The organism is Streptomyces sp. NPDC002734 (genome assembly GCF_040295685.1).
Taxonomy (GTDB): domain Bacteria; phylum Actinomycetota; class Actinomycetes; order Streptomycetales; family Streptomycetaceae; genus Streptomyces.
Genome location: NZ_JBEOVU010000019.1, coordinates 37,127 through 55,469, shown reverse-complemented (window position 1 = coordinate 55,469; position 18,343 = coordinate 37,127). Strand labels below are relative to the sequence as shown.

The following is an 18,343-nucleotide window of genomic DNA, read 5'->3' as shown; positions in this document are numbered from 1 at the left end:
GGCGGTGGTGCGGTCCCGGCGTGGCGGTGGTGCGGTCCGGTGGCGGCGGCGGGCGGGTGTGCCGAGGATGTCGGTATGGCGCACAGGATGACCGACCAGGAGTGGCGGACCTTCGTCACCACGGGGACGCGTACCGGGAAGCTGGCCACCACCCGTACCGACGGCTCCCCGCACGTCGCACCCGTCTGGTTCGTGCTGGACGGGGACGAGGTCGTGCTGACCACGGGGGCGGGGACGGTCAAGGGCCGCAACCTCGCCCGGGACGGCCGGGCAGCCTTCTGCGTGGACGACGAGCGGCCCCCGTTCTCGTTCGTCTCCCTCACCTGCCGGGCACGGCTCACCGAGGACCTGGACGAGCTGCGGCACTGGGCCACCAGGATCGCCGCCCGCTACATGGGCGAGGAGCAGGCCGAGCAGTACGGCGCGCGCAACGCGGTGCCGGGCGAGCTGCTGGTGCGGCTGTCCGTCGAACGGGTCAGCGCGGTCGCGGGTCTCGCCGACTGACCGGTTCAGCCGTCCGTCAGCCGCCCACCGAGTCGAGCATCCGTGCCGTGTGCATCCGTCCGGCGTGCTCCACCAGACGGATCAGCACCTCCTTGCCGGACTCCCGCTCCCGCGCGTCGCACAGGACGACAGGGGTGCCGGGGTCGAGGTCGAGGGCGGCCGACACCTCGTCGGGAGAGTAGGACCGGGCCCCCGCGAAGCAGTTGACCGCCACCACGAACGGGATGCTCCGGTGCTCGAAGTAGTCCACGGCCGGGAAGCAGTCCTCGAGCCGCCGGGTGTCGGCGAGCACCACGGCGCCGAGCGCTCCCTGCGCGAGCTCGTCCCACAGGAACCAGAAGCGGTCCTGGCCGGGGGTGCCGAAGAGGTACAGCGACAGCCCGGCCCGGATGGTGATGCGGCCGAAGTCCATGGCGACGGTCGTGGTGGTCTTCTGGTCCACGCCCGCGGTGTCGTCGACGCCCCGGCTCGCCTCGGTGAGCAGTTCCTCGGTGCGCAGCGGCCGGATCTCGCTGACCGCGCCGACCAGGGTCGTCTTGCCCACGCCGAAGCCGCCTGCCACCAGGATCTTGAGCGCCAGCGGGTTCACGGCATCCGGGGCGCCGGTCGCCCCGCCGGAGGGGGTGTCCGTCTGCTGGGGGACCATCGATCACTTCTCTCGGGTGTCTCGGGCGAGCAGGTCGCCGCGGGAAGGGCGGTCAGGGGTCGGGGCGGCGGGCGGGGTGGGCACGTCTGACAACATTGATGAGCTCACGTGATCATAGAACTCGAGGTCCCGGAAGTGGTCGGGCGGTTCACAGCGCGCGCAATCCCGCGATCACCTCGCGCAGGACCCTCTCGTCGGGCAGCTGGGCGGGCGGTACCGGGCGGCTGACGGTCACGCAGCCGAGCTCCAGCAGATCGCCGAGGAGCACCCGGACGACGCCCACGGGAAGGTCGGAGTCGGCCGCGAGCTCGGCGACCGACTGGGTCTCGGCATGGCACAGCCCGAGCAGCACGCGGTGTTCGGGTCCCAGGGCGGACGCGGCGTTCGACGGCGTCTCCGGGGCGAGGGTGATCAGGGCGATCAGGTCGAAGTTCGCGTCGGCGGGTCCTGCGCTGGTGCGGCCGCCGGTCATGGCGTAGGGGCGGACCAGTGGTCCGGCCTCGCCGTCGAACCACTGGCTCTCGTACCAACGGCCGCCGCCGGTGCTCCGCTCCGGGGAGCGGTCCAGGTCCGCGGACCGGTCCACGTCCGGGGCACGGGTCGACGCGTGGGTCGGGCCGGGGGTCAGGTCGTGCGTCAGGTGGTGGGTCGGGTCGTGGGCCGAAGGGTTCTCACGCATCCGGAACGCGCCTTCCGGTCAGCCGACGGGCGGCCGCACGGCCACCCGCGGCTGCTGGTGGAGGTGTTCGCCGACCCGCTTGACCAGCCTGGCCATCTCGTAGGCGATCAGGCCGATGTCGACCCGGGCGCCGGTCAGGACGGCCAGGCAGGAGCCGGCTCCGGCGGCGGCCACGAACAGCAGGCCGTCGTCCATCTCGACCATGGTCTGGCGCACCCCGCCGACGCCGAAATGGCGGCCCGCGCCCTTGGCGAGGCTGTTGAAACCCGAGGCGACGGCGGCGAGATGGTCGGCGTCCTCGCGGCCGAGACCGCTGGAGGCGCCCACGGCGAGGCCGTCGTCGGACAGCACCACGGCGTGGCGGACCTCGGCGGTCCGCAGCGCGAGGTCGTCCAGCAGCCAGTCGAGTTCGACGGACCGGTGGGGTCCGTCGGGCGCGGGGCCGTAGTGCACGGTGAGGGGGTCCTGGTTCATGCGGGGTCTCCTTCGCTGCTGTCGCCGGGGCGGCCGGGGTCGCCCGCGCCGGGGTTGCCCACGCCGGGGTCGCCGGGGCCCGGCCCGCGGCCGGGCGGGCGTCCGCCGCCGCGCACCCAGCCGTCGCGGTAGGCGGCCATCCGGTCCCGGACGGCCTCGGGGGTGCGGTCCTCGGCCGGTGCGGGGGTGAAGGCGGCGGGGCCGGGGGGCCGCTGCCTGAGTTGCGGGACGAGGTTGTGCTGGCGCACCCGCCGGGGCAGACCGCCGTCCGCCGGCGCGGGGTGCGCGACGGGACCGTCCGCGACGTCCGGGGTGGCGCCGAGGCGGACGCCGGACGGGGGCGCCGCCGACGGCGCGTGCGGGGGCGGGGGCGGGGCGAACCGGTTTGTGCGGGCCGCGTGTCCGGTCGGAGTCCCGGGCGAACCGTTCTGCGACCCGCGCACCGGGTCGCCGTGCGGGATGCCCGGTGCGGTGCCGGACAGGGCCGCCGTCGAGCCGCCCGGCATCCCGTCGCCCCTGCCGTCGGACGGACCGCCCAGGAGGTTACCGGGCACCGGCCCGGACGAGCCGCCCGGCGCCGCACCGGCGTGACCGCCGAACGTCCTGTCGGCCGAACCGGCCGACGCCCCGCCGGACGGACCGCCCGGCGTCGCACCGGGGTGACCGTGCGACGCCCGGCCGGACGGGACGCCCGTCGCAGCGCCCGACGGGCGTCCCGGCACGGCACCGAACGGTCCCTCGGACAGGCGACCTGGCCCGGTACCGGTGCCGCGAACTGGCCCGGTACCGGTGCCGGACGGGGTGCCGGCTGCCGTGCCGGATGCGGCGGCGTCATGCCCTCGGGCGCCGAGGGCCGGGGTGCGCGGACGGTCCGGCGCCGGACGGTCCGGCGCCGGGGTGAGCGGCGCGCCCGGAGCAGGCGGCGCGCCCGGGGCGGGCGCGTCGGGGGCCCGGAAGGGCCCGGTGGCGGGGCGGGTGTCGCGCGGGCCACCGGCCGTGCGGCGGGGGCGGAGCGCGGTGACCCCCGGCGGCGGATCGGCCGGCACCGGCGGAAGGTCCTCGGCCGCCTCGGCGGGCCGCACACCGGCGCCTGTACCGGTGCCGGCGCCGGTGCCGGTCGCGGGCTGTGGCGCCCCGGCCGCCTGGGCGGGCAGCCCCGCCCGTGCCCCGCCCGACGCGGGCAGAGCGCCACGGTCCGCCCCCGCGCCGGCCGGGCGGGCGAGCGTCGCGGGTCCACCGTCCGCGCCGTCGCGCTCCTGGTGCAGCAGGTTCTTCGGCAGCAGGATCACGGCCGTGGTGCCGCCGTACGGCGAGGGCCGCAGGTGGACCTTGATGCCGTGCCGTGCCGCCAGGCGGCTGACCACGAACAGGCCCAGCCGGTCGCTGTCGAACAGATCGAGGGCCTCGGACTGCTCGATCCGCCGGTTGGCCTCGGCGAGGGTCTCCGGGCCCATGCCGAGGCCCCGGTCCTCGACCTCGACCGCGTACCCGTTGCCGACGCCCTCGCCGGTCACCCGCACCTTGGTGTGCGGGGGCGAGAACTGGGCGGCGTTCTCCACGAGTTCGGCGAGCAGGTGGGTGAGGTCGGCGACCGCCGCGCCGGTCACCGAGGTCTCGGCGAGCTGGCGGACGTCGACCCGCGCGTAGTCCTCGATCTCCGAGACGGCCGCGCGGACCACGTTGGTGAGCGAGACCGGCCTGCTCCAGACCCGGCCGGGGGCCGCTCCGGAGAGGATGATCAAGGACTCGGCGTGCCGGCGCATGCGGGTGGTGAGGTGGTCGAGCCGGAACAGGTCGCCGAGCTCGTCGGGGTCCTCGGCGCGGCGCTCCATGCCGTCCAGCAGCGCCAGTTGACGGTGCACCAGGACCTGGCTGCGCCGCGCCAGGTTGACGAAGACGCCGGAGATGCCGCTGGCGAGTTCGGCGCGCTCCACGGCGGCGCGCAGCGCGGCCCGGTGGACGGTGCCCAGGGCCTCGGCGACCTGACCGGTCTCGTCCTCGGCCGGCGGGCCGTGCGGCGCCTCCGCCCGGACGTCGATCTCCTCGCCGGCACGGAGCTTGCGCATGGCCTGCGGGAGTTTGCGGCGGGCGATCTCCAGTGCGCTGTTGCGCAGTCCGACCAGGTCGGCGACGATGCCGCGGCCGATCCGCACGGAGATCAGCAGGGAGACCGCGACCGCGAGGAGACCGAGCAGGACGGCGCCTCCGGCAGGGCTCAACAGTCCGCGCACGAGGGGCCCGGCGCCCTCGGGGTCGGCATGCGCGGCGTGGTCGGAGATCCGGCCCAGGGTGTCGCGTACCGGGTTGTGGGCGCTCGCCCAGTCGTCGGCGGGCACGGCGCGGGCGGCGGCCTCGCCGGCGTCGGCCCGCAGAACGGCGTCCTCCGCCCGGGCGAGCGCTTTGTGGCCTCCGTCGCGGGTGAGCGCGCGCCAGGCGCCGGCCTGGGGCTCGCGCAAGTCGGGGACGGCGGAGTCGGTGAACGCGCGGCGGGCGGCCGTGGCGGAGGTGAACAGCGCGAGCCGTTCGCCGTCGAGGGAGCCGTCGAGCCGTGCCGAGGCGAGCAGGGCGTCCTCCTGGGCCAGCGCCTCGCCGGCCCGGCCGAGCTCCAGCAGGATGCGTCCCTCGGAACCGGCGCGGACGTGCGGGATGCAGGTGAGCGAGCCCTCGACGGCGAGGGCGTCGTCGATGACGTCGGTGTACGCCCGGTAGACCTCCGTCCAGCCGGCGTCCCCGTCGAGCAGGGTGTCCCGCACCGCGCCCAGGGCCTCGGCGGCGGCCAGGAAGGCGCGCACGCGCCGGGGGACGTCCGGCGGGAGCTCCCCGCTGTCGGCGACGGTGCCCGCGCCGTCGATCCGCAGCCGGCCCACCGCGCGGTCGGTGGTGTCGGACAGCGCGCCGAACTCGCCGTGCGGCGCCGCTCCCCCGGACGCAGCGTGCCGCACCGCCGAGGCGCGTTCGGCCTGAAGGGCCGCGACGGCCTCGGCGACGGGTGCGCGCAGCTGTGCGTCCACCCGCTCGGCCCGGCTCATGGCGGTGACCTCGCGGGCCGTGGTGACGGTGGCGTAGCCCCACAGGGCCAGCAGCGACATCACCGGCACCATCAGCAGGCTGACCACCTTGGCGCGGACCGTCCGGGGACGCAGCCGCAGCCGGTGGCCGGAGCCGGCCGGGCGGCCCGAGGGGGCGGGTGGCCGGCCCGCGTCGGGTGCCGCGCTCGCGGCGAGGGCGGCGAGTTCCTCCGCCGTCTCGTCGGCCGGGGGTCCGGCGTGCGCCCTCCGGCCGCGGGCCGGGGGCGGGGTCCCGGGGCCGCCGGCCCTAGGGGATGTACGCATGGCTCCCTCGTCGGTCGGGGGTCGGCTCGGGCTCGGTGGGCGCCGGCGCGCTCCGCCAGGCGCGCTGCGCCGCCTCCTCGGCGGCCCGTTCGCGCGCCGTGGGGGAGAGCGCGACGAAGGCCGAGGTCAGGAAGAGGTAGGACCCGAGGCCCACGGCGAGCGGGAACACGAACTGCATCGCGGTGGCGCCGGCGAGCGGCTCGACCGACGGGACCAGCCGCACCCGCACCGCGAGCATCCCGGTGTAGTGCATGCTGCTCACCGCCAGGCCCATCAGCAGGGACGCGACGGTCACGGCGAGCGGGGAGGTGATGTGGAGGGCGGCCCACAGGGCAGCGGTGGCCGCGACGACCGCGATCACCACGGAGACCGCGACCATCAGCGGGTCGAAGGAGACCTCGCCGTGCAGGCGCAGGGCGGCCATGCCGAGGTAGTGCATGGAGGCCACGCCGAGGCCCGTGGTCAGTCCGCCCAGGATCAGGGCGCGGGTGCGGTCCCGGCCGTAGCCGACGGCGAAGACGCCGGCGCAGACCACGATCATGGCGACGACCAGGCTGACCACGGTCAGCGGCACGTCGTAGCGGAGGTCGGTGCCGCGGACGGCGAAGCCGAGCATGGCGGTGAAGTGCATCGTCCAGATGCCGGTGCCGAGGGCGGAGGCGGCGGTGAGCAGCCAGTTGCGGCGCGAGCTGCCGGTCGCCTCGAGCGCGCGGACGGTGCAGCGCAGCCCGAGAGCGGCGCCGATGCAGGCCATCGCGTACGACAGCACCGGGGTCAGCCAGCCGAAGGCGGCGTGGTCGAGATGTCCCATGGGACCGGGACGCTAGTCAGGCGTCCGGCTCGCGGGGCGCGGGGTTTCGAAAGGTGCCGGAACATGACACTTCACTTCACCTGCCGGACCGCCATGTGACCGATCCCGTACCCACCGTGACGATGGTTCCGGAGACCGTGGTCACGGGCGATCATGCCGTCATGAGCGAGCACCGCACCTCCCCGTACGACCGTGACCATGTGCGTGAATTCTTCGCCGCCCGGGCGACCGGCTGGGACCGGAAGTTCCCCGACGACGGTCCCGCCTTCGCCGCGGTGGTGGCCGTGCTGGGGCTGCGCCCGGGCGACCGGGTTCTGGACGCCGGCTGCGGCACGGGGCGTGCGCTGCCCGCGCTGCGGGCGGCGGTGGGCCCCTCGGGGGTGGTGCTGGGCCTCGACCTCACCGAGGAGATGCTGCGCACCGCGGCGCGCGCCGGCCGCGGCCGGGAGGCGGCGCTGGTGCTGGCGGACGCGGCCGCTCCCCCGGTGCGCTCCGGGGCGCTGGACGCGGTGTTCGCGTCCGGCCTGATCGCGCATCTGCCCGATCCGGGGCTCGATCTCGCCGCGCTGGCGCGGACGGTGCGGGCCGGTGGCGTGCTGGCCCTCTTCCATCCGGTGGGACGGGCGGCGCTGGCCGCCCGGCAGGGGCGCGAGCTGGACGCCGGCGACCTGCGGGCCGCGGAGAACCTGCGGCCGCTGCTGGACGCGGCGGGCTGGCGGCTGACCGCGTACGTGGACGAGCCCGCCCGCTTCCTGGCGCTGGCGGTACGAACCGGCGGGTGACCGGGCGCCGCCGGGCCGAGAGATCCCCGGAACCCTCGACGGTGCAGGGCTGTTCGATTCCACCTCGGTGAGGGAAGACCGAACGCGAGGCAAACACGCAACGGACAGACCCGGAAGAAGGTGGTCCGCAGTGCTCGGCAAGCTGCGCACGGTGCTCGCCCGGTTGATCCGCCCCGCCACGCCCGCCCCGGCGGCCCCGGGACCGAGGCCGCGCAACCACAACCTGTTCGACGCGGCCGCCGCCTACGTGGCCGCCTCGGCCACGGACGACGAGGACGCCAAGGACGAGGCCGCCTCCTGGGTCTCCCCCGAGGCGCTGTCCTTCGGCGTGACCGAACTCGCCTGCCGCGCGGTGCTCACCCTGTCCAGGGAGCACGGCACGAGCCCGGACGCGGTGGCCCGCGAACTGCTGGGGGTGCCCGCGCCCCGGGCGTAAGACGGCGCTCCAGCGCAGGTGACAAGGGTGCCGCCGCCGGTCTAGGGTGCGCGCCGACGACCTGTGACGAAGGAGGCTGCCGGCATGGCCGGAACGGATGGGTCCGCCGTCGGCGCGAGGGGCTCCGAGAACGGCGCCACGGGCGCGGCGGCGGACGGTGCGGTGGACGGCGTGACGGACGACGACGCGCTGTCGGTGCTGACCGCTGTCCTGCTGACCCCGGCGCGCTTCCCCGGTGTGCTGGGCGACGACTACCCGCAGGCGTGCGCCGTGCTGGGGCTGGACCCGACGCCCGGCGGCTACGGCCTGGTCTTCGGTCAGGACGGCGGCGGCGCCCGCTGGACGGTGGTGGTCGACGACGTCTCGCTGGTCGCCATGGCCATCGCGTCCTGGGACTGCGGCATGGAGTACGACCTCTCCCCCGACGAGCGTTCCATGGTGGTCGCGCTGCCGGGGTGGCCGCTGTCGGTGGCCGTGAAGGCGCCGGGCCTGCCCGCGCCCCACGACCCCGATGCCGAGGAGGCCGGACCCTCGCTGGCCCCGCCGGACACCAGCGAGTGGGGTCCGGCCCAGCGGCGGCTGGGCGCCGACGAGATAGCCGCCCACTGGGCCCACTTCCGCACCCAGGTGAACGACGAGGACTTCGCCGTCGCGCCGGGCACGGAGGACAGCCCGAGCGGCGGCGCGGAGAGCGCCGCGGGCGCTGCCGGCACCACGGACGCCCCGGGGGCCGCGGGCGTCGCGGGAACGGGGGGTTCGGGAACCGCGGACGCTCCCGGGGCGGCGGGCGACACGGCCCGCCCCGGCGTCCGCCAGGTCCTCGACGCGGCCCGCGCCTACCTCGCCTCCCCTCCCCCGCCCGGCCGCGTGCGCGCCTTCTTCGCAGGCGGCGACGCGCGCACCGTGCGGGCCGACGGGCCGGGCTGGTCGCTGGTGGCGCGGACCGACGACATAGCGTTCGTCCTCCTCGACGCCGAGCCCCTCGAGATCATCCCGGTCGGCCGGGGCCCCGAACTACCCGCGCTGCTGGCGGGGTTGGCCGACCTCGCGGCCGAGCCGACCTGATCCGCCGAGGCCCGCCCCGCCCGGGCGGGCCTCGACCGGGTCGGGTGGGCGCTCGACCGCACCGGCAGAGGTCCGGGACCGGGCCGGCAGACGGATGCCTTGACCGCTCCGCGCTCCCCGACACCCTTGAGGCATGTGGTGCACCGCCACTCACGTGCAACCATCCCTGGCTCCCCGCCACATGGTTGACGGTGCGCCAGGCCACCACGATGAGGCAGCCCGCGGCCCAGCCGCGCCGCAGCCGCACCGCACCGCGGTGCGCGCCCCCGCGGCGCCGGCGGCCGCCCTACCGCTCCTCAGCCTCTGGAGGCCGTACATGCGTCTGTCCCCGGGCGTCCCCTGGGTCGCCGCGACCCTGCTGGCAGTGACCGCTCTCGGCGCCTCGCCCACCGCTGCCGCCTCGACGCAGGCCGCCGACGCGTCGGGCCACTGCGCCCGTCACCAGCACCTCACGGTGCCCGCCGCGGACCATCAGGAGAGCGCCTGCCTCGACGACCTGACGACCACCGGTCTGGCCGGCACCGCGTACACCGACATGGCCGACCAGGCGGGACTGACCTCCGTCAGGACGCTCAAGTCCTCCGGTGTGCCCGGTGTGCAGATCGACGGCTACTTCCCCGACAGCTCCTCCTTCAACACCACCCACGGCTGGAACCACGACGCCCAGTTCGTGATCCGCCTGCCCGACGACTGGAACGGCGGCCTGGTGGTCGCCGGCGCGCCCGGCACCCGCAAGCAGTACGCCTCGGACACCGCCATCTCCGACCACGTGCTGTCCCTGGGCTACGCCTACGCCGCCACCGACAAGGGCAACAGCACGCCGAACTTCTACACCGACGGCAGGCGCCCCGGCGACGCGGTCGTCGAGTGGAACGACCGGGTCACCCAGCTGACCCGCGCGGCCAAGGCGACGGTCGCCCAGCGCTACGGCAAGGCCCCGCGCCGCACGTACGTCACCGGCATCTCCAACGGCGGGTACCTCACCCGCTGGCAGCTGGAGAACCACCCCGAGCTGTACGACGGCGGCGTGGACTGGGAGGGGACACTGTGGACGGCGGACGGCCCCAACATGTTCACCTCCCTGCCGACGACGATCGCGCACACGCGCGGTGAGGCCGACAACCAGGACCTGTACTCCGTCGGCTTCGCCCACGGCTCGGAGTTCCTGTGGCCGTACCACGCCACCGCGTACTGGGGCGTGACGCAGAAGACCTACCGCGCCGAGTTCGACCCCACGTACGACGCCGCCTGCCCGGGCGCCTCGGCGGGCTCCACCGTCGCGGAGATCCTCGCGCCGTGCGCCTCGGACGCCGCGTACGACTACGCCTCGCGCCCGCGGGCCGTCCACGACGCGGTGGAGCGGGTCTCCCTCACCGGCCGTATCGGGCGCCCGATGATCACGCTCCACGGCGACCTGGACACCCTGCTGCCCAAGGCGGCGGACTCCGACGTGTACGCCCGGATGATCGACAGGGCCGGGCGCGGAGCGCTGCACCGCTACTACGGCATCGAGGGCGGCACCCACGTCGACGGGCTGTACGACAGCTACCCGACGGCGCTGCGCCCGATCCTGCCCTGCCACCGCTCCGCCTTCGACGCGCTCACCGCCTGGGTCGAGGACGGCGTGCGGCCGCCCGCCGACCACGACGTGGCGCGCCCTGCCGAGGGCGACGTGGCGAACAGCTGCCCGCTGGGGGGCTAGGGCCTGTCCGGCGGATCATGCCGTTCTTGCTGCCGGTTCGCTTGTCAGCGGGCCTGAGCGGGGGCATGGGGGTGCCCCCTGCTCGAGCGGAGCCGAGAGCTTGGGGGAGCGTGCGGCTGCAAGGCGGAGGAGGGAGGCGACGCGGAGCGTCGTCGACCGACGACAACGCCGCGTGGGGGCCCCTCCCGCGCGAGCGAAGCCGAGCGTGGGGGAGTGCGTGCCAGACCCCGCGACCCACGTGCGTGATCCGCCGGACAGGCCCGAGGCGTCAGCGGCCGAGCTGCTTGCGCGAGACCTGGCGGAGCCGGCGTCGCTGCCCCGGGTCCAGGGCGAAGTAGGCGGCGGGGACTCCGAGCACTATGAGCAGGGACACCCACCACGGCAGCCAGATCAGCAGGACCAGTCCGGCTGCCGTGGCCCCTGCGGCGATCTTCGCGTTCCTCGACATCTTCGGTCGCCTCCTTCGCGGCGCGTTGCCGCTCTTCCTCCAGTGAACGCCCTGGGGCTCCCGGACGGTTCCTCCCGGAGCCCCCACACGCCCCCGACCCACCCCTGAGAAAACCCTGAGACGCCACCCTTGGGCCGACCGGGCGACAAGGCGACCGGGCAACCGGGCAACCGGACGCCCTCGGAACCGGGGGCGCCGGAGACGGCGACCGCGCACACCCCGTGAACGCACCTGAACGCACCCCGCCCCGCACCGCCGAAGCGGTGCGGGGCGGGTGTCGCCTGACGGGGCGGTGATCAGCCGCGGGCGCCGAGCAGGTGCTCCATGGCCAGCTGGTCGAGGCGCTCGAACGCCATGCCACGCGCGGCGGCGGCGTCGACGTCGAACTCCTCGAAGGCGGAACGGTCCGCGAGCAGGCCCTCGAGGCCGTCCGCGGCGGTCTGCTGGGCCAGCTCGTCGAGGCGGGCGGCGCGCAGCGCCTCCTGGACCTCCGGGTCGGCGCGGAAGGCCAGCGCGCGCTCCTTGAGCAGGAGGTAGTTGCGCATGTTGCCGGCGGCGGACGCCCAGACGCCGTCGATGTCCTCGGTCCGCGGGGGCTTGAAGTCGAAGTGCTTCGGACCCGCGTAGTCGGAGCTCTCCAGCAGGTCGACCAGCCAGAACGCCTGGCGCAGGTCACCGGCGCCGAAGCGGAAGTCCTGGTCGTACTTGATGCCGGACTGGCCGTTGAGGTCGATGTGGAAGAGCTTGCCCGCCCACAGCGCCTGGGCGATGCCGTGCGGGAAGTTCAGACCGGCCATCTGCTCGTGACCGACCTCCGGGTTGACGCCGACCATCTCGGGGCGCTCGAGGCGCTCGATGAAGGCCAGGGCGTGACCGATGGTGGGGAGGAGGATGTCGCCGCGGGGCTCGTTCGGCTTGGGCTCGATGGCGAACTTCAGGTCGTAGCCCTGGGAGACGACGTAGTCGCCGAGGAGGTCGAAGGCCTCCTTCATCCGGTCGAGGGCGACGCGGACGTCCTTGGCGGCACCGGACTCGGCGCCCTCACGGCCGCCCCAGGCGACGTAGGTGGTGGCGCCCAGCTCGACGGCGAGGTCGATGTTGCGGATGACCTTGCGCAGCGCGTAGCGGCGGATGTCGCGGTCGTTGGCGGTGAAGCCGCCGTCCTTGAAGACCGGGTGGGTGAAGAGGTTGGTGGTGGCCATCGGCACCTTCATGCCGGTGGCGTCCAGAGCCTCGCGGAAGCGCTTGACGATGGCCTCACGCTCGGCGTCCGAGGAGCCGAAGGGGATCAGGTCGTCGTCGTGGAAGGTCACGCCGTAGGCACCGAGCTCGGCGAGACGGTTGACGCTCTCCACCGGGTCGAGGGCGGGACGGGTGGCGTCGCCGAAGGGGTCCTTGCCCTGCCAGCCGACGGTCCAAAGACCGAAAGTGAACTTGTCCTCGGGGGTGGGCTGGATGCTCATGACGTGGCTCCTCGCTCGGGATCGACTATTTCGTCAGGCCGGTTTACAAATTAGTATGCAACCACGTCGCTGGGAAGAGACAACCCGGGGCTGTGACCCGCGTGACGGTTCCGGCCGGGCGACGAAGCGTGGCGTTCGCGGCCGACACGGTCGCGAGTACCACGGTCCACCAGGCAGAATCCCGCATGCCGCGGAACCACAGGGAGAGCCCGATGTCAGCCAGCGAGGGTACGTACGTCGTCGGCGTGGATTCGTCCACCCAGTCCACCAAGGCGCTGGTCGTCGACGTCGCCACCGGGCGCGTCGTGGCGAGCGGCCAGGCCAAGCACACGGTCACCGGCGGCGACCGCCGCGAGAGCGACCCGCGCGTCTGGTGGGACGCGCTGTGCTCGGCGCTGGAGCAGTGCGGCGACGTGGTCCGCGAGGCGAAGGCGATCTCGGTCGGCGGCCAGCAGCACGGCCTGGTGACCCTGGACGCCGCCGGTGAGCCGGTGCGCCCCGCGATGCTGTGGAACGACGTCCGCTCCGCCCCGCAGACCCGCCGCCTGATCGAGGAGCTCGGCGGCCCGGAGGCCTGGGCCGAGCGCACCGGCAGCGTGCCCAGCACCTCCTTCACGGTCACCAAGTGGGCCTGGCTGATGGAGCACGAGCCGGAGGCCGCCGCCCGCGTCGCCGCCGTGCGCCTGCCGCACGACTACCTGACCGAGCGGCTGACCGGCGAGGGCACCACGGACCGCGGCGACGCCTCGGGCACCGGCTGGTGGGCGTCGGCGACGGAGGAGTACGACGCCAAGACCCTCGAGCACATCGGCCTGGACGCGGCACTGCTCCCGCGCGTGGTCCGCCCGGGCGAGGCGGCCGGCACGGTCCGCTCCGGCCTGCCGCTGGCGGAGGGCGTGCTGGTCGCGCCCGGCACCGGCGACAACGCCGCCGCCGCGCTCGGCCTGGGCGTGCGTCCCGGCACCCCGGTGATGAGCCTGGGCACCTCCGGCGTCGTCTACGCGGTGACCGGTCGCCGTCCGGCCGACCCGACGGGCACGGTGGCCGGCTTCGCCGCGGCCAACGACGGCTGGCTGCCGCTGGCGTGCACGCTGAACTGCACCCTGGCCGTCGACCGCATGGCCGAGCTGCTGGGCCTGGACCGGCAGGCTGTGGAGCCCGGCTCCGGCGTGACGATGCTGCCCTACCTGGACGGCGAGCGGACGCCCGCGCTGCCGCACGCCTCGGGCCTGATCCACGGTCTGCGCCACGACACCACGCCGGGCCAGCTGCTGCAGGCGGCCTACGACGGCGCGGTGCACTCGCTGCTGGCTGCGCTGGACCTGGTCCTGGACGAGGACGCCGACCGCACCACCCCGCTGCTGCTGATCGGCGGCGGCGCGCGCGGCGACGCCTGGCGCAACACCGTGCGCCGCCTGTCCGGCCGCCCGGTGCAGATCCCGCAGGCGCAGGAGCTGGTGGCGCTCGGCGCCGCGGCGCAGGCCGCCGGTCTGCTGACCGGTGAGGACCCGGCCGCCGTCGCCCGCCGCTGGAACACCGCGGACGGTCCGGTGCTGGACGCCGTGGAGCGTGACGACGCCGCGCTGGAGCGCATCGGCTCGGTGCTCTCGGCCGCCACGCCGCTGCTCGAGGGCGCCTGACCCGACCCGCGACGACCCGCGGTTCCGCACGGAACCGCGGTCGGAGATCATGGGGCGGACGACCGCCCGGCCTCCCGCGTCCGTGGACGCGCGGGGCCGGGCCCAGGAAGAGGTATGACCGCACGCAAGCAGCTCCCCGACACCCAGGCCGGCATGCGCCGGCGCAACCTCGGCAGGGTGATGCACACCGTGCGCGACGAGGGCCCGCTCTCGCGCGCCGCGGTGGCCTCGCGCATAGGCCTGACCAGGGCCGCCGTCTCCACCCTCGTCGACGACCTGGTGCGGTGGGGGCTGCTCGAGGAGCTGGGTCCCGAGCGCAACGGCACGGCGGGCCGCGGCCGGCCCGGCTCCGCGCTCACGGTCAGCGCGCACGGCCCGGCCGGCGTCGGCGCGGAGGTCGGTGTCGACCACCTCGCGGTGTGCGCGGTCGACCTGCGCGGCGAGGTGCGGGCCCGCGCGGTCCGCTACGGCCCCAACCGCGGGCGCGCCCCGGAGCCGGTGCTGGAGGAGCTCGGCGACCTGGTCCGCCAGGTGGTGGCGGAGGCCGAGGGCGAGGGGCTGTGGCCCGCGGGACTCAAGGTCGCGGTGCCCGGTCTGGTGGCGCGCGACACCCGGACCGTGGTCCGCGCCCCCAACCTGGGCTGGCACCGGACGGACCTGGGTGCGCTGCTCTCCTGCGGACTGGAGCCGAGCGTCGACAACGAGGCCAACCTGGGCGGTCTGGCCGAGCTGTGGCTGGGCAAGGACACCCCGCCCGACTTCCTGCACGTGTCCGCCGAGATCGGCATCGGTGCGGCCTTGGTCGTGGACGGCCGGCTGCTGCGCGGTGTCCGGGGCTTCGCGGGCGAGCTCGGCCATGTCCCGGTGCGCCCCGACGGGCCGCCGTGCGGTTGCGGCGGCGTGGGCTGCCTGGAGCAGTACGCCGGTGAGGACGCGGTGCTGCGCAAGGTCGGCCTCGACCCCGGCGAGGGCCGGGTGGGTCTGCTCGCGGAGCGCGCGGAGGCGGGCGACGAGGCGGTCCGGGCCGCGCTCGGCGACGCGGGGTCGGCGCTGGGCATCGCCCTGACCGGGGCCGTCAACCTGCTGGACCCGCAGGCCGTGGTGCTCGGCGGTGAGCTGTCGGCCCTGGCTCCGTGGGTGCTGCCGACGCTGCGCGAGGAGCTGTCGGCCCGCACGGCGGGGCGTTCCTGCGAGGTGTCGGTCTCGCGCCTGGGTCCCGAGGGGCCGCTGCTGGGCGCGGCGCACTCGGTCATCCGCGGCGTGCTCGACGACCCGGCCTCGGTGGCGGAGCGGGACGCCTGAGGGCCCCGCTCCCCCGCCGCGTGCGGTGCGCCCGTGGGGAGCTCGTTCAGCAGAACCAGCCGTTCTGCACCCACCCCCGGCGGTTGATGTCCCCGTAGGCGAAGCCGTAGACCCAGTCCCCGCCGGCCTGCTCGACCAGGAAGGTCTGCCCCCGGTACAGGGTGCCCATCCACGCCCCGTGCGGTGCGGTGGTCCGCACGTACAGGTCCTGGGCGCAGACGGTCTCGCGAACGCCGGCCCTGCCGTCGGCAGCGGCGGCGGGGCTCGCGGAGAGGGCGGTCGTCCCGGCCAGCGCCAGGAGCAGGGCGGTGAGCGTGCGCGTGCGCGTCATCAGGCGTCCTCCACGTCGTCCGGTGACAGGGATCACCAGGAACCGAACCCGCCCAGGCACTCCTGCCGGACGTAGCCCCAGTCGTTGGGTCCGTAGTCGAAGGTGGCCGCCCAGCCGTTGTAGACCGGGTGGGCGCCGCGGGTATGGCCGACCTTGTCGCCCCGGTACAGCACCCGCTTCAGGCCGGTCGGGCCGGAGGAACTGTCGTAGTTGGCGTAGAAGCTGGCGCTGTCGCAGACGATGACCGCGTGCTCCGGCGGCGTGGGGGCCGCCTGTCCGGCGCCGGCCGCGCCCAGGACGAGCAGCGCGGCGGAGGACAGGACGAGACCCGCCCGTGCAGTCGTGTTCATGACACAGATGATGGCCGACGAGGTGCGAGAAGTCAGCACCCCGGCGCGAGGTACGCCGAGGGGGCGGTCCCGCCGTCGCGGAACCGCCCCCTCGGAAATGTGGTCCTAGCGCTCCTCGCGGAACAGGACGTGCTCCCGCGCCACCGGGTCGTACTTGCGCAGGGTCATCCTGTCCGGGTCGCTCAGCCGGTTCTTCCGCGTCACGTACGTGACCCCGGTTCCGGCGGTCGACCTCAGCTTCACCACGGGACGTGCGGTACTGCGTGCCATGGGACCTCCTTCCGTTCTGGCCATGTCAACGGCAGGGGAGGCCCTGGCATTCCCGCCCGGGTGTCGGCGGCGTGGGCCATGATCGGGGGCATGGACCGGACGATCAGCGCACTCCCGCCCGCGCCCGCCCGGGAGTGGGCACGCCATGAGATGACCGCCGCCCTCGGGGGCCTCGTCACCGGGTCGGGCATGTGGGCGGAGGACGCGTTCCTCGGTATCGCCCGCACCGCCGCGTTCCTCGACGGGACCTGGACCCCCGATCCGGGCGAGGCCGCTCCCCGGCCGGCCGGCGACGGTTCCTGGACCCGGTTCATCGGCCGCCCGGACATCGTGGCGCTCCGCGCGTCGGCTCCCTCCACCCCGCCGCGGCACCGCGAGATCCTCCTGGACTTCCTGGAGATGTGGGCAGGGACATCCTTCGCGGACCCGGACCGCCGCTTCCGGGTGGGTGTCCTCCAGGGGCCGGACCGTCCCTTCGGCGTCCGCGACGAGCGGGGCGCCGCCTCGAGCGTGTACTGGCCGTCCGACGGCCGCCACCGGTTCGTGGAGAGGCGGGTCCCGTCCGACGCCGGGTCCCCGGGCGGGGCCGCCGGCCCGGTGCTGCCGGGCGAGGTGCTCCACGTGACGTGGACCCGTCCTGGCAGGTACACCCGCGACCGGCTCCTCGCACTGGCCACGGCGGTCCGCGAGCGCGGGCCGCTGCCGTGGGACCCCGCCGCGGTGACCGCTCTCGCCCGGGCGACCGGTATGAGCCGGGCCGCGGCCGCCCTGCTGCTGGCGGGCGCACCGGCCTCGTACCGCTTCACCGCCGAGGAGCGCGAGGTGCTGGGGCTGAGGACCGCCGAGGCCGAGGAGGGCGGCAAGGAGCTGCGCGCCCGCACGGAGGCGGACCTGATCGCGGTGACGGCGGACGCACTGCCGGCCGACCCGGAGGACCTGTGGCGGCCCGGAGGCCTGCGGGAGGTGGCGTCCCGCCTCGCCGGGGCCTGGTCGGACCGGTTCGGGACATGGCCCCAGGCGTCCGAGACGGCGTGGCAGGCCGCGCTGCCGCTGGACCGGCAGATATCGGCGGCCGACCTGTGCCGTCTCTTCCTCGACCCCGCGCGGGTGCCGTCGGTGGGCATCATCGGCGTCAACCCGCGCTGGCTGGAGCCCCGCTACCGCGGTCTGCCCACCGTCTGGGACGTCCGGAGCCGGCCCGACGCGGAGCTGCTGCTGGACGCACTGCTCACCGCGGTGCCGTGGGCCTACGCGGAGCTGCCCGCGGGTGACGCGGTGCGGGAGGGTGCCCCGGAACTGGTCCGGTACCTGCGCCGGACGCTGACCCGCGCGGACTCGCCCGGCCGCCTGCTGCGGGAGGCCATGGCCCACGGCGTGCGGCGCACCGGCGCAGGGCGGCTCTGGCTGACCGGCGAGGCGTGCGACCGGATGACGGCCCGGATCGGCTCCGGCGCCCTGCCCGAGGGCGCCTACGAGACGGATCCGCGCGCGAGCGCGCCGAAGCTGGTGGCGGAGGTGACGTGCCGGACGGGGCTGTCCGAGGACGCGGCCGCCCTGTACCTGCAGCTGCTCACCCTCTCCTCCCCCACCGACCGGAACGTGCGCCGCTGGAACGGCTGGACCGCACGGCAGCACCGTGAGGCCTCCGGTGAACTCGCCGACCGGCGACTGGTGATGCGCGACCGGCGGCCCCGTGCGGGACGCGAGGTGTTCCTGCCGGGCGCGTGGGCACCGAGCGGCCGCCCGACGTGGGGGCTCAGGCCGCCTCCTCCCCTGGAGCGCTGGAAGGTCCCGCTGCTGGGCGCCGAGCTGAGCCACGAGGGGAAGGTGACCCACCTGCCGCCCCTCCCGGACGCCCTGCCCGAACTGTTCGGGCGCGCCTGGCGGCTCGTGCGCGACGGGGACGGACCGGTGTCTGCGCCCTGACGCCGCCGCACCGCGCCGGGGACGGCGCCGAACAGGAGCCCTGCCGCGCCGGCACCGCGGCCGGGTGTGCGAGCCGCTTGCTGCCCAGACGCCGCCCCATGCCCGCCCTCCCCGTCGCCCCAGGGCGAGCCGGCCGCCCGCAGGCGTGGCGGGCACGTCCGCCACGGCGTCGCCGACGTGCC

Annotated in this window: 17 protein-coding genes and 1 pseudogene; 8 read left to right on the top strand and 10 right to left on the bottom strand. The window is 75.3% G+C overall.

The genetic code is table 11. From position 1 onward, the window contains the following. Positions 1-75 precede the first annotated feature (75 nt). Positions 76-504 carry a PPOX class F420-dependent oxidoreductase gene (locus ABT026_RS18545; RefSeq protein WP_351115640.1) on the top strand — a complete coding sequence of 143 codons (429 nt, stop codon included), beginning with the start codon at positions 76-78 and terminating at the stop codon, positions 502-504. A gap of 16 nt (positions 505-520) precedes the next feature. Here ABT026_RS18545 and ABT026_RS18540 read toward each other — a convergent pair whose 3' ends face one another. The 5 genes and pseudogenes from ABT026_RS18540 to ABT026_RS18520 form a co-directional block, all read right to left on the bottom strand. Next, positions 521-1,150: a GTP-binding protein gene (locus ABT026_RS18540; RefSeq protein ID WP_351115639.1), complete on the bottom strand. Its 630-nt coding sequence runs from the start codon at positions 1,148-1,150 to the stop codon at positions 521-523. 148 nt (positions 1,151-1,298) lie between these two features. Then, positions 1,299-1,829, bottom strand: a complete 531-nt coding sequence (locus tag ABT026_RS18535; RefSeq protein WP_502968003.1) for a DUF742 domain-containing protein — start codon at positions 1,827-1,829, stop codon at positions 1,299-1,301. An 18-nt stretch (positions 1,830-1,847) separates the two neighbouring features. After that, positions 1,848-2,303 (bottom strand): roadblock/LC7 domain-containing protein, encoded by a 456-nt coding sequence (locus ABT026_RS18530; protein ID WP_351115638.1) that lies wholly within the window; start codon positions 2,301-2,303, stop codon positions 1,848-1,850. 779 nt (positions 2,304-3,082) lie between these two features. Beyond that, a pseudogene (locus ABT026_RS18525) lies at positions 3,083-5,635 on the bottom strand (sensor histidine kinase); the annotation flags it as partial. Next, entirely contained in the window at positions 5,619-6,446 is an 828-nt protein-coding gene (locus ABT026_RS18520) for an MHYT domain-containing protein (protein ID WP_351115635.1), read from the bottom strand. The pseudogene ABT026_RS18525 and the gene ABT026_RS18520, both read right to left, overlap by 17 nt. Before the next feature lie 161 nt (positions 6,447-6,607). Here ABT026_RS18520 and ABT026_RS18515 point away from each other — a divergent pair, with 161 nt between their 5' ends. The 4 genes from ABT026_RS18515 (at position 6,608) to ABT026_RS18500 (ending at position 10,431) form a co-directional block, all read left to right on the top strand. After that, positions 6,608-7,228: a class I SAM-dependent methyltransferase gene (locus tag ABT026_RS18515; protein WP_351115634.1), complete on the top strand. Its 621-nt coding sequence runs from the start codon at positions 6,608-6,610 to the stop codon at positions 7,226-7,228. Between the two features lie 163 nt (positions 7,229-7,391). Continuing rightward, positions 7,392-7,664 carry a hypothetical protein gene (locus ABT026_RS18510; RefSeq protein WP_502968005.1) on the top strand — a complete coding sequence of 91 codons (273 nt, stop codon included), beginning with the start codon at positions 7,392-7,394 and terminating at the stop codon, positions 7,662-7,664. An 84-nt stretch (positions 7,665-7,748) separates the two neighbouring features. Continuing rightward, positions 7,749-8,729 (top strand): hypothetical protein, encoded by a 981-nt coding sequence (locus ABT026_RS18505; protein WP_351115633.1) that lies wholly within the window; start codon positions 7,749-7,751, stop codon positions 8,727-8,729. A 316-nt stretch (positions 8,730-9,045) separates the two neighbouring features. After that, entirely contained in the window at positions 9,046-10,431 is a 1,386-nt protein-coding gene (locus tag ABT026_RS18500) for a tannase/feruloyl esterase family alpha/beta hydrolase (RefSeq protein ID WP_351115631.1), read from the top strand. A 268-nt stretch (positions 10,432-10,699) separates the two neighbouring features. On the opposite strand, the gene ABT026_RS18495 is transcribed toward ABT026_RS18500, so the two are convergent. Together ABT026_RS18495 and xylA are read right to left on the bottom strand one after the other, a co-directional pair. Continuing rightward, a complete protein-coding gene (locus ABT026_RS18495; RefSeq protein WP_351115629.1) occupies positions 10,700-10,879 on the bottom strand; it encodes a tail-anchor membrane protein in 180 nt (59 codons plus the stop codon). A 296-nt stretch (positions 10,880-11,175) separates the two neighbouring features. Then, on the bottom strand, positions 11,176-12,342 hold the full coding sequence (gene xylA / locus ABT026_RS18490; protein WP_351115628.1) for a xylose isomerase: 1,167 nt from the start codon (positions 12,340-12,342) through the stop codon (positions 11,176-11,178). A 212-nt stretch (positions 12,343-12,554) separates the two neighbouring features. On the opposite strand from xylA, the gene xylB reads away from it, so the two are divergent. Together xylB and ABT026_RS18480 are read left to right on the top strand one after the other, a co-directional pair. Further along, positions 12,555-13,982 carry a xylulokinase gene (gene xylB / locus ABT026_RS18485; RefSeq protein WP_351115627.1) on the top strand — a complete coding sequence of 476 codons (1,428 nt, stop codon included), beginning with the start codon at positions 12,555-12,557 and terminating at the stop codon, positions 13,980-13,982. 114 nt (positions 13,983-14,096) lie between these two features. Then, positions 14,097-15,284, top strand: coding sequence for an ROK family protein (locus ABT026_RS18480; protein WP_351115626.1), 1,188 nt, complete (start codon positions 14,097-14,099; stop codon positions 15,282-15,284). A gap of 46 nt (positions 15,285-15,330) precedes the next feature. Here the strand turns inward: ABT026_RS18480 and ABT026_RS18475 are convergent, their stop codons facing one another. From ABT026_RS18475 to rpmG, 3 genes are all read right to left on the bottom strand, one after another. Continuing rightward, positions 15,331-15,615, bottom strand: a complete 285-nt coding sequence (locus tag ABT026_RS18475; protein WP_351115624.1) for a hypothetical protein — start codon at positions 15,613-15,615, stop codon at positions 15,331-15,333. Between the two features lie 32 nt (positions 15,616-15,647). Further along, the gene (locus tag ABT026_RS18470) at positions 15,648-15,965 is read right to left on the bottom strand and encodes a hypothetical protein (RefSeq protein WP_351115623.1); all 318 of its coding nucleotides are present in this window, start codon (positions 15,963-15,965) and stop codon (positions 15,648-15,650) included. Positions 15,966-16,070: 105 nt separating this feature from the next. Beyond that, entirely contained in the window at positions 16,071-16,235 is a 165-nt protein-coding gene (gene rpmG / locus ABT026_RS18465) for a 50S ribosomal protein L33 (RefSeq protein ID WP_108956676.1), read from the bottom strand. Positions 16,236-16,325: 90 nt separating this feature from the next. Here rpmG and ABT026_RS18460 point away from each other — a divergent pair, with 90 nt between their 5' ends. After that, the gene (locus ABT026_RS18460; RefSeq protein WP_351115622.1) at positions 16,326-18,161 is read left to right on the top strand and encodes a hypothetical protein; all 1,836 of its coding nucleotides are present in this window, start codon (positions 16,326-16,328) and stop codon (positions 18,159-18,161) included. Positions 18,162-18,343 lie beyond the last annotated feature (182 nt).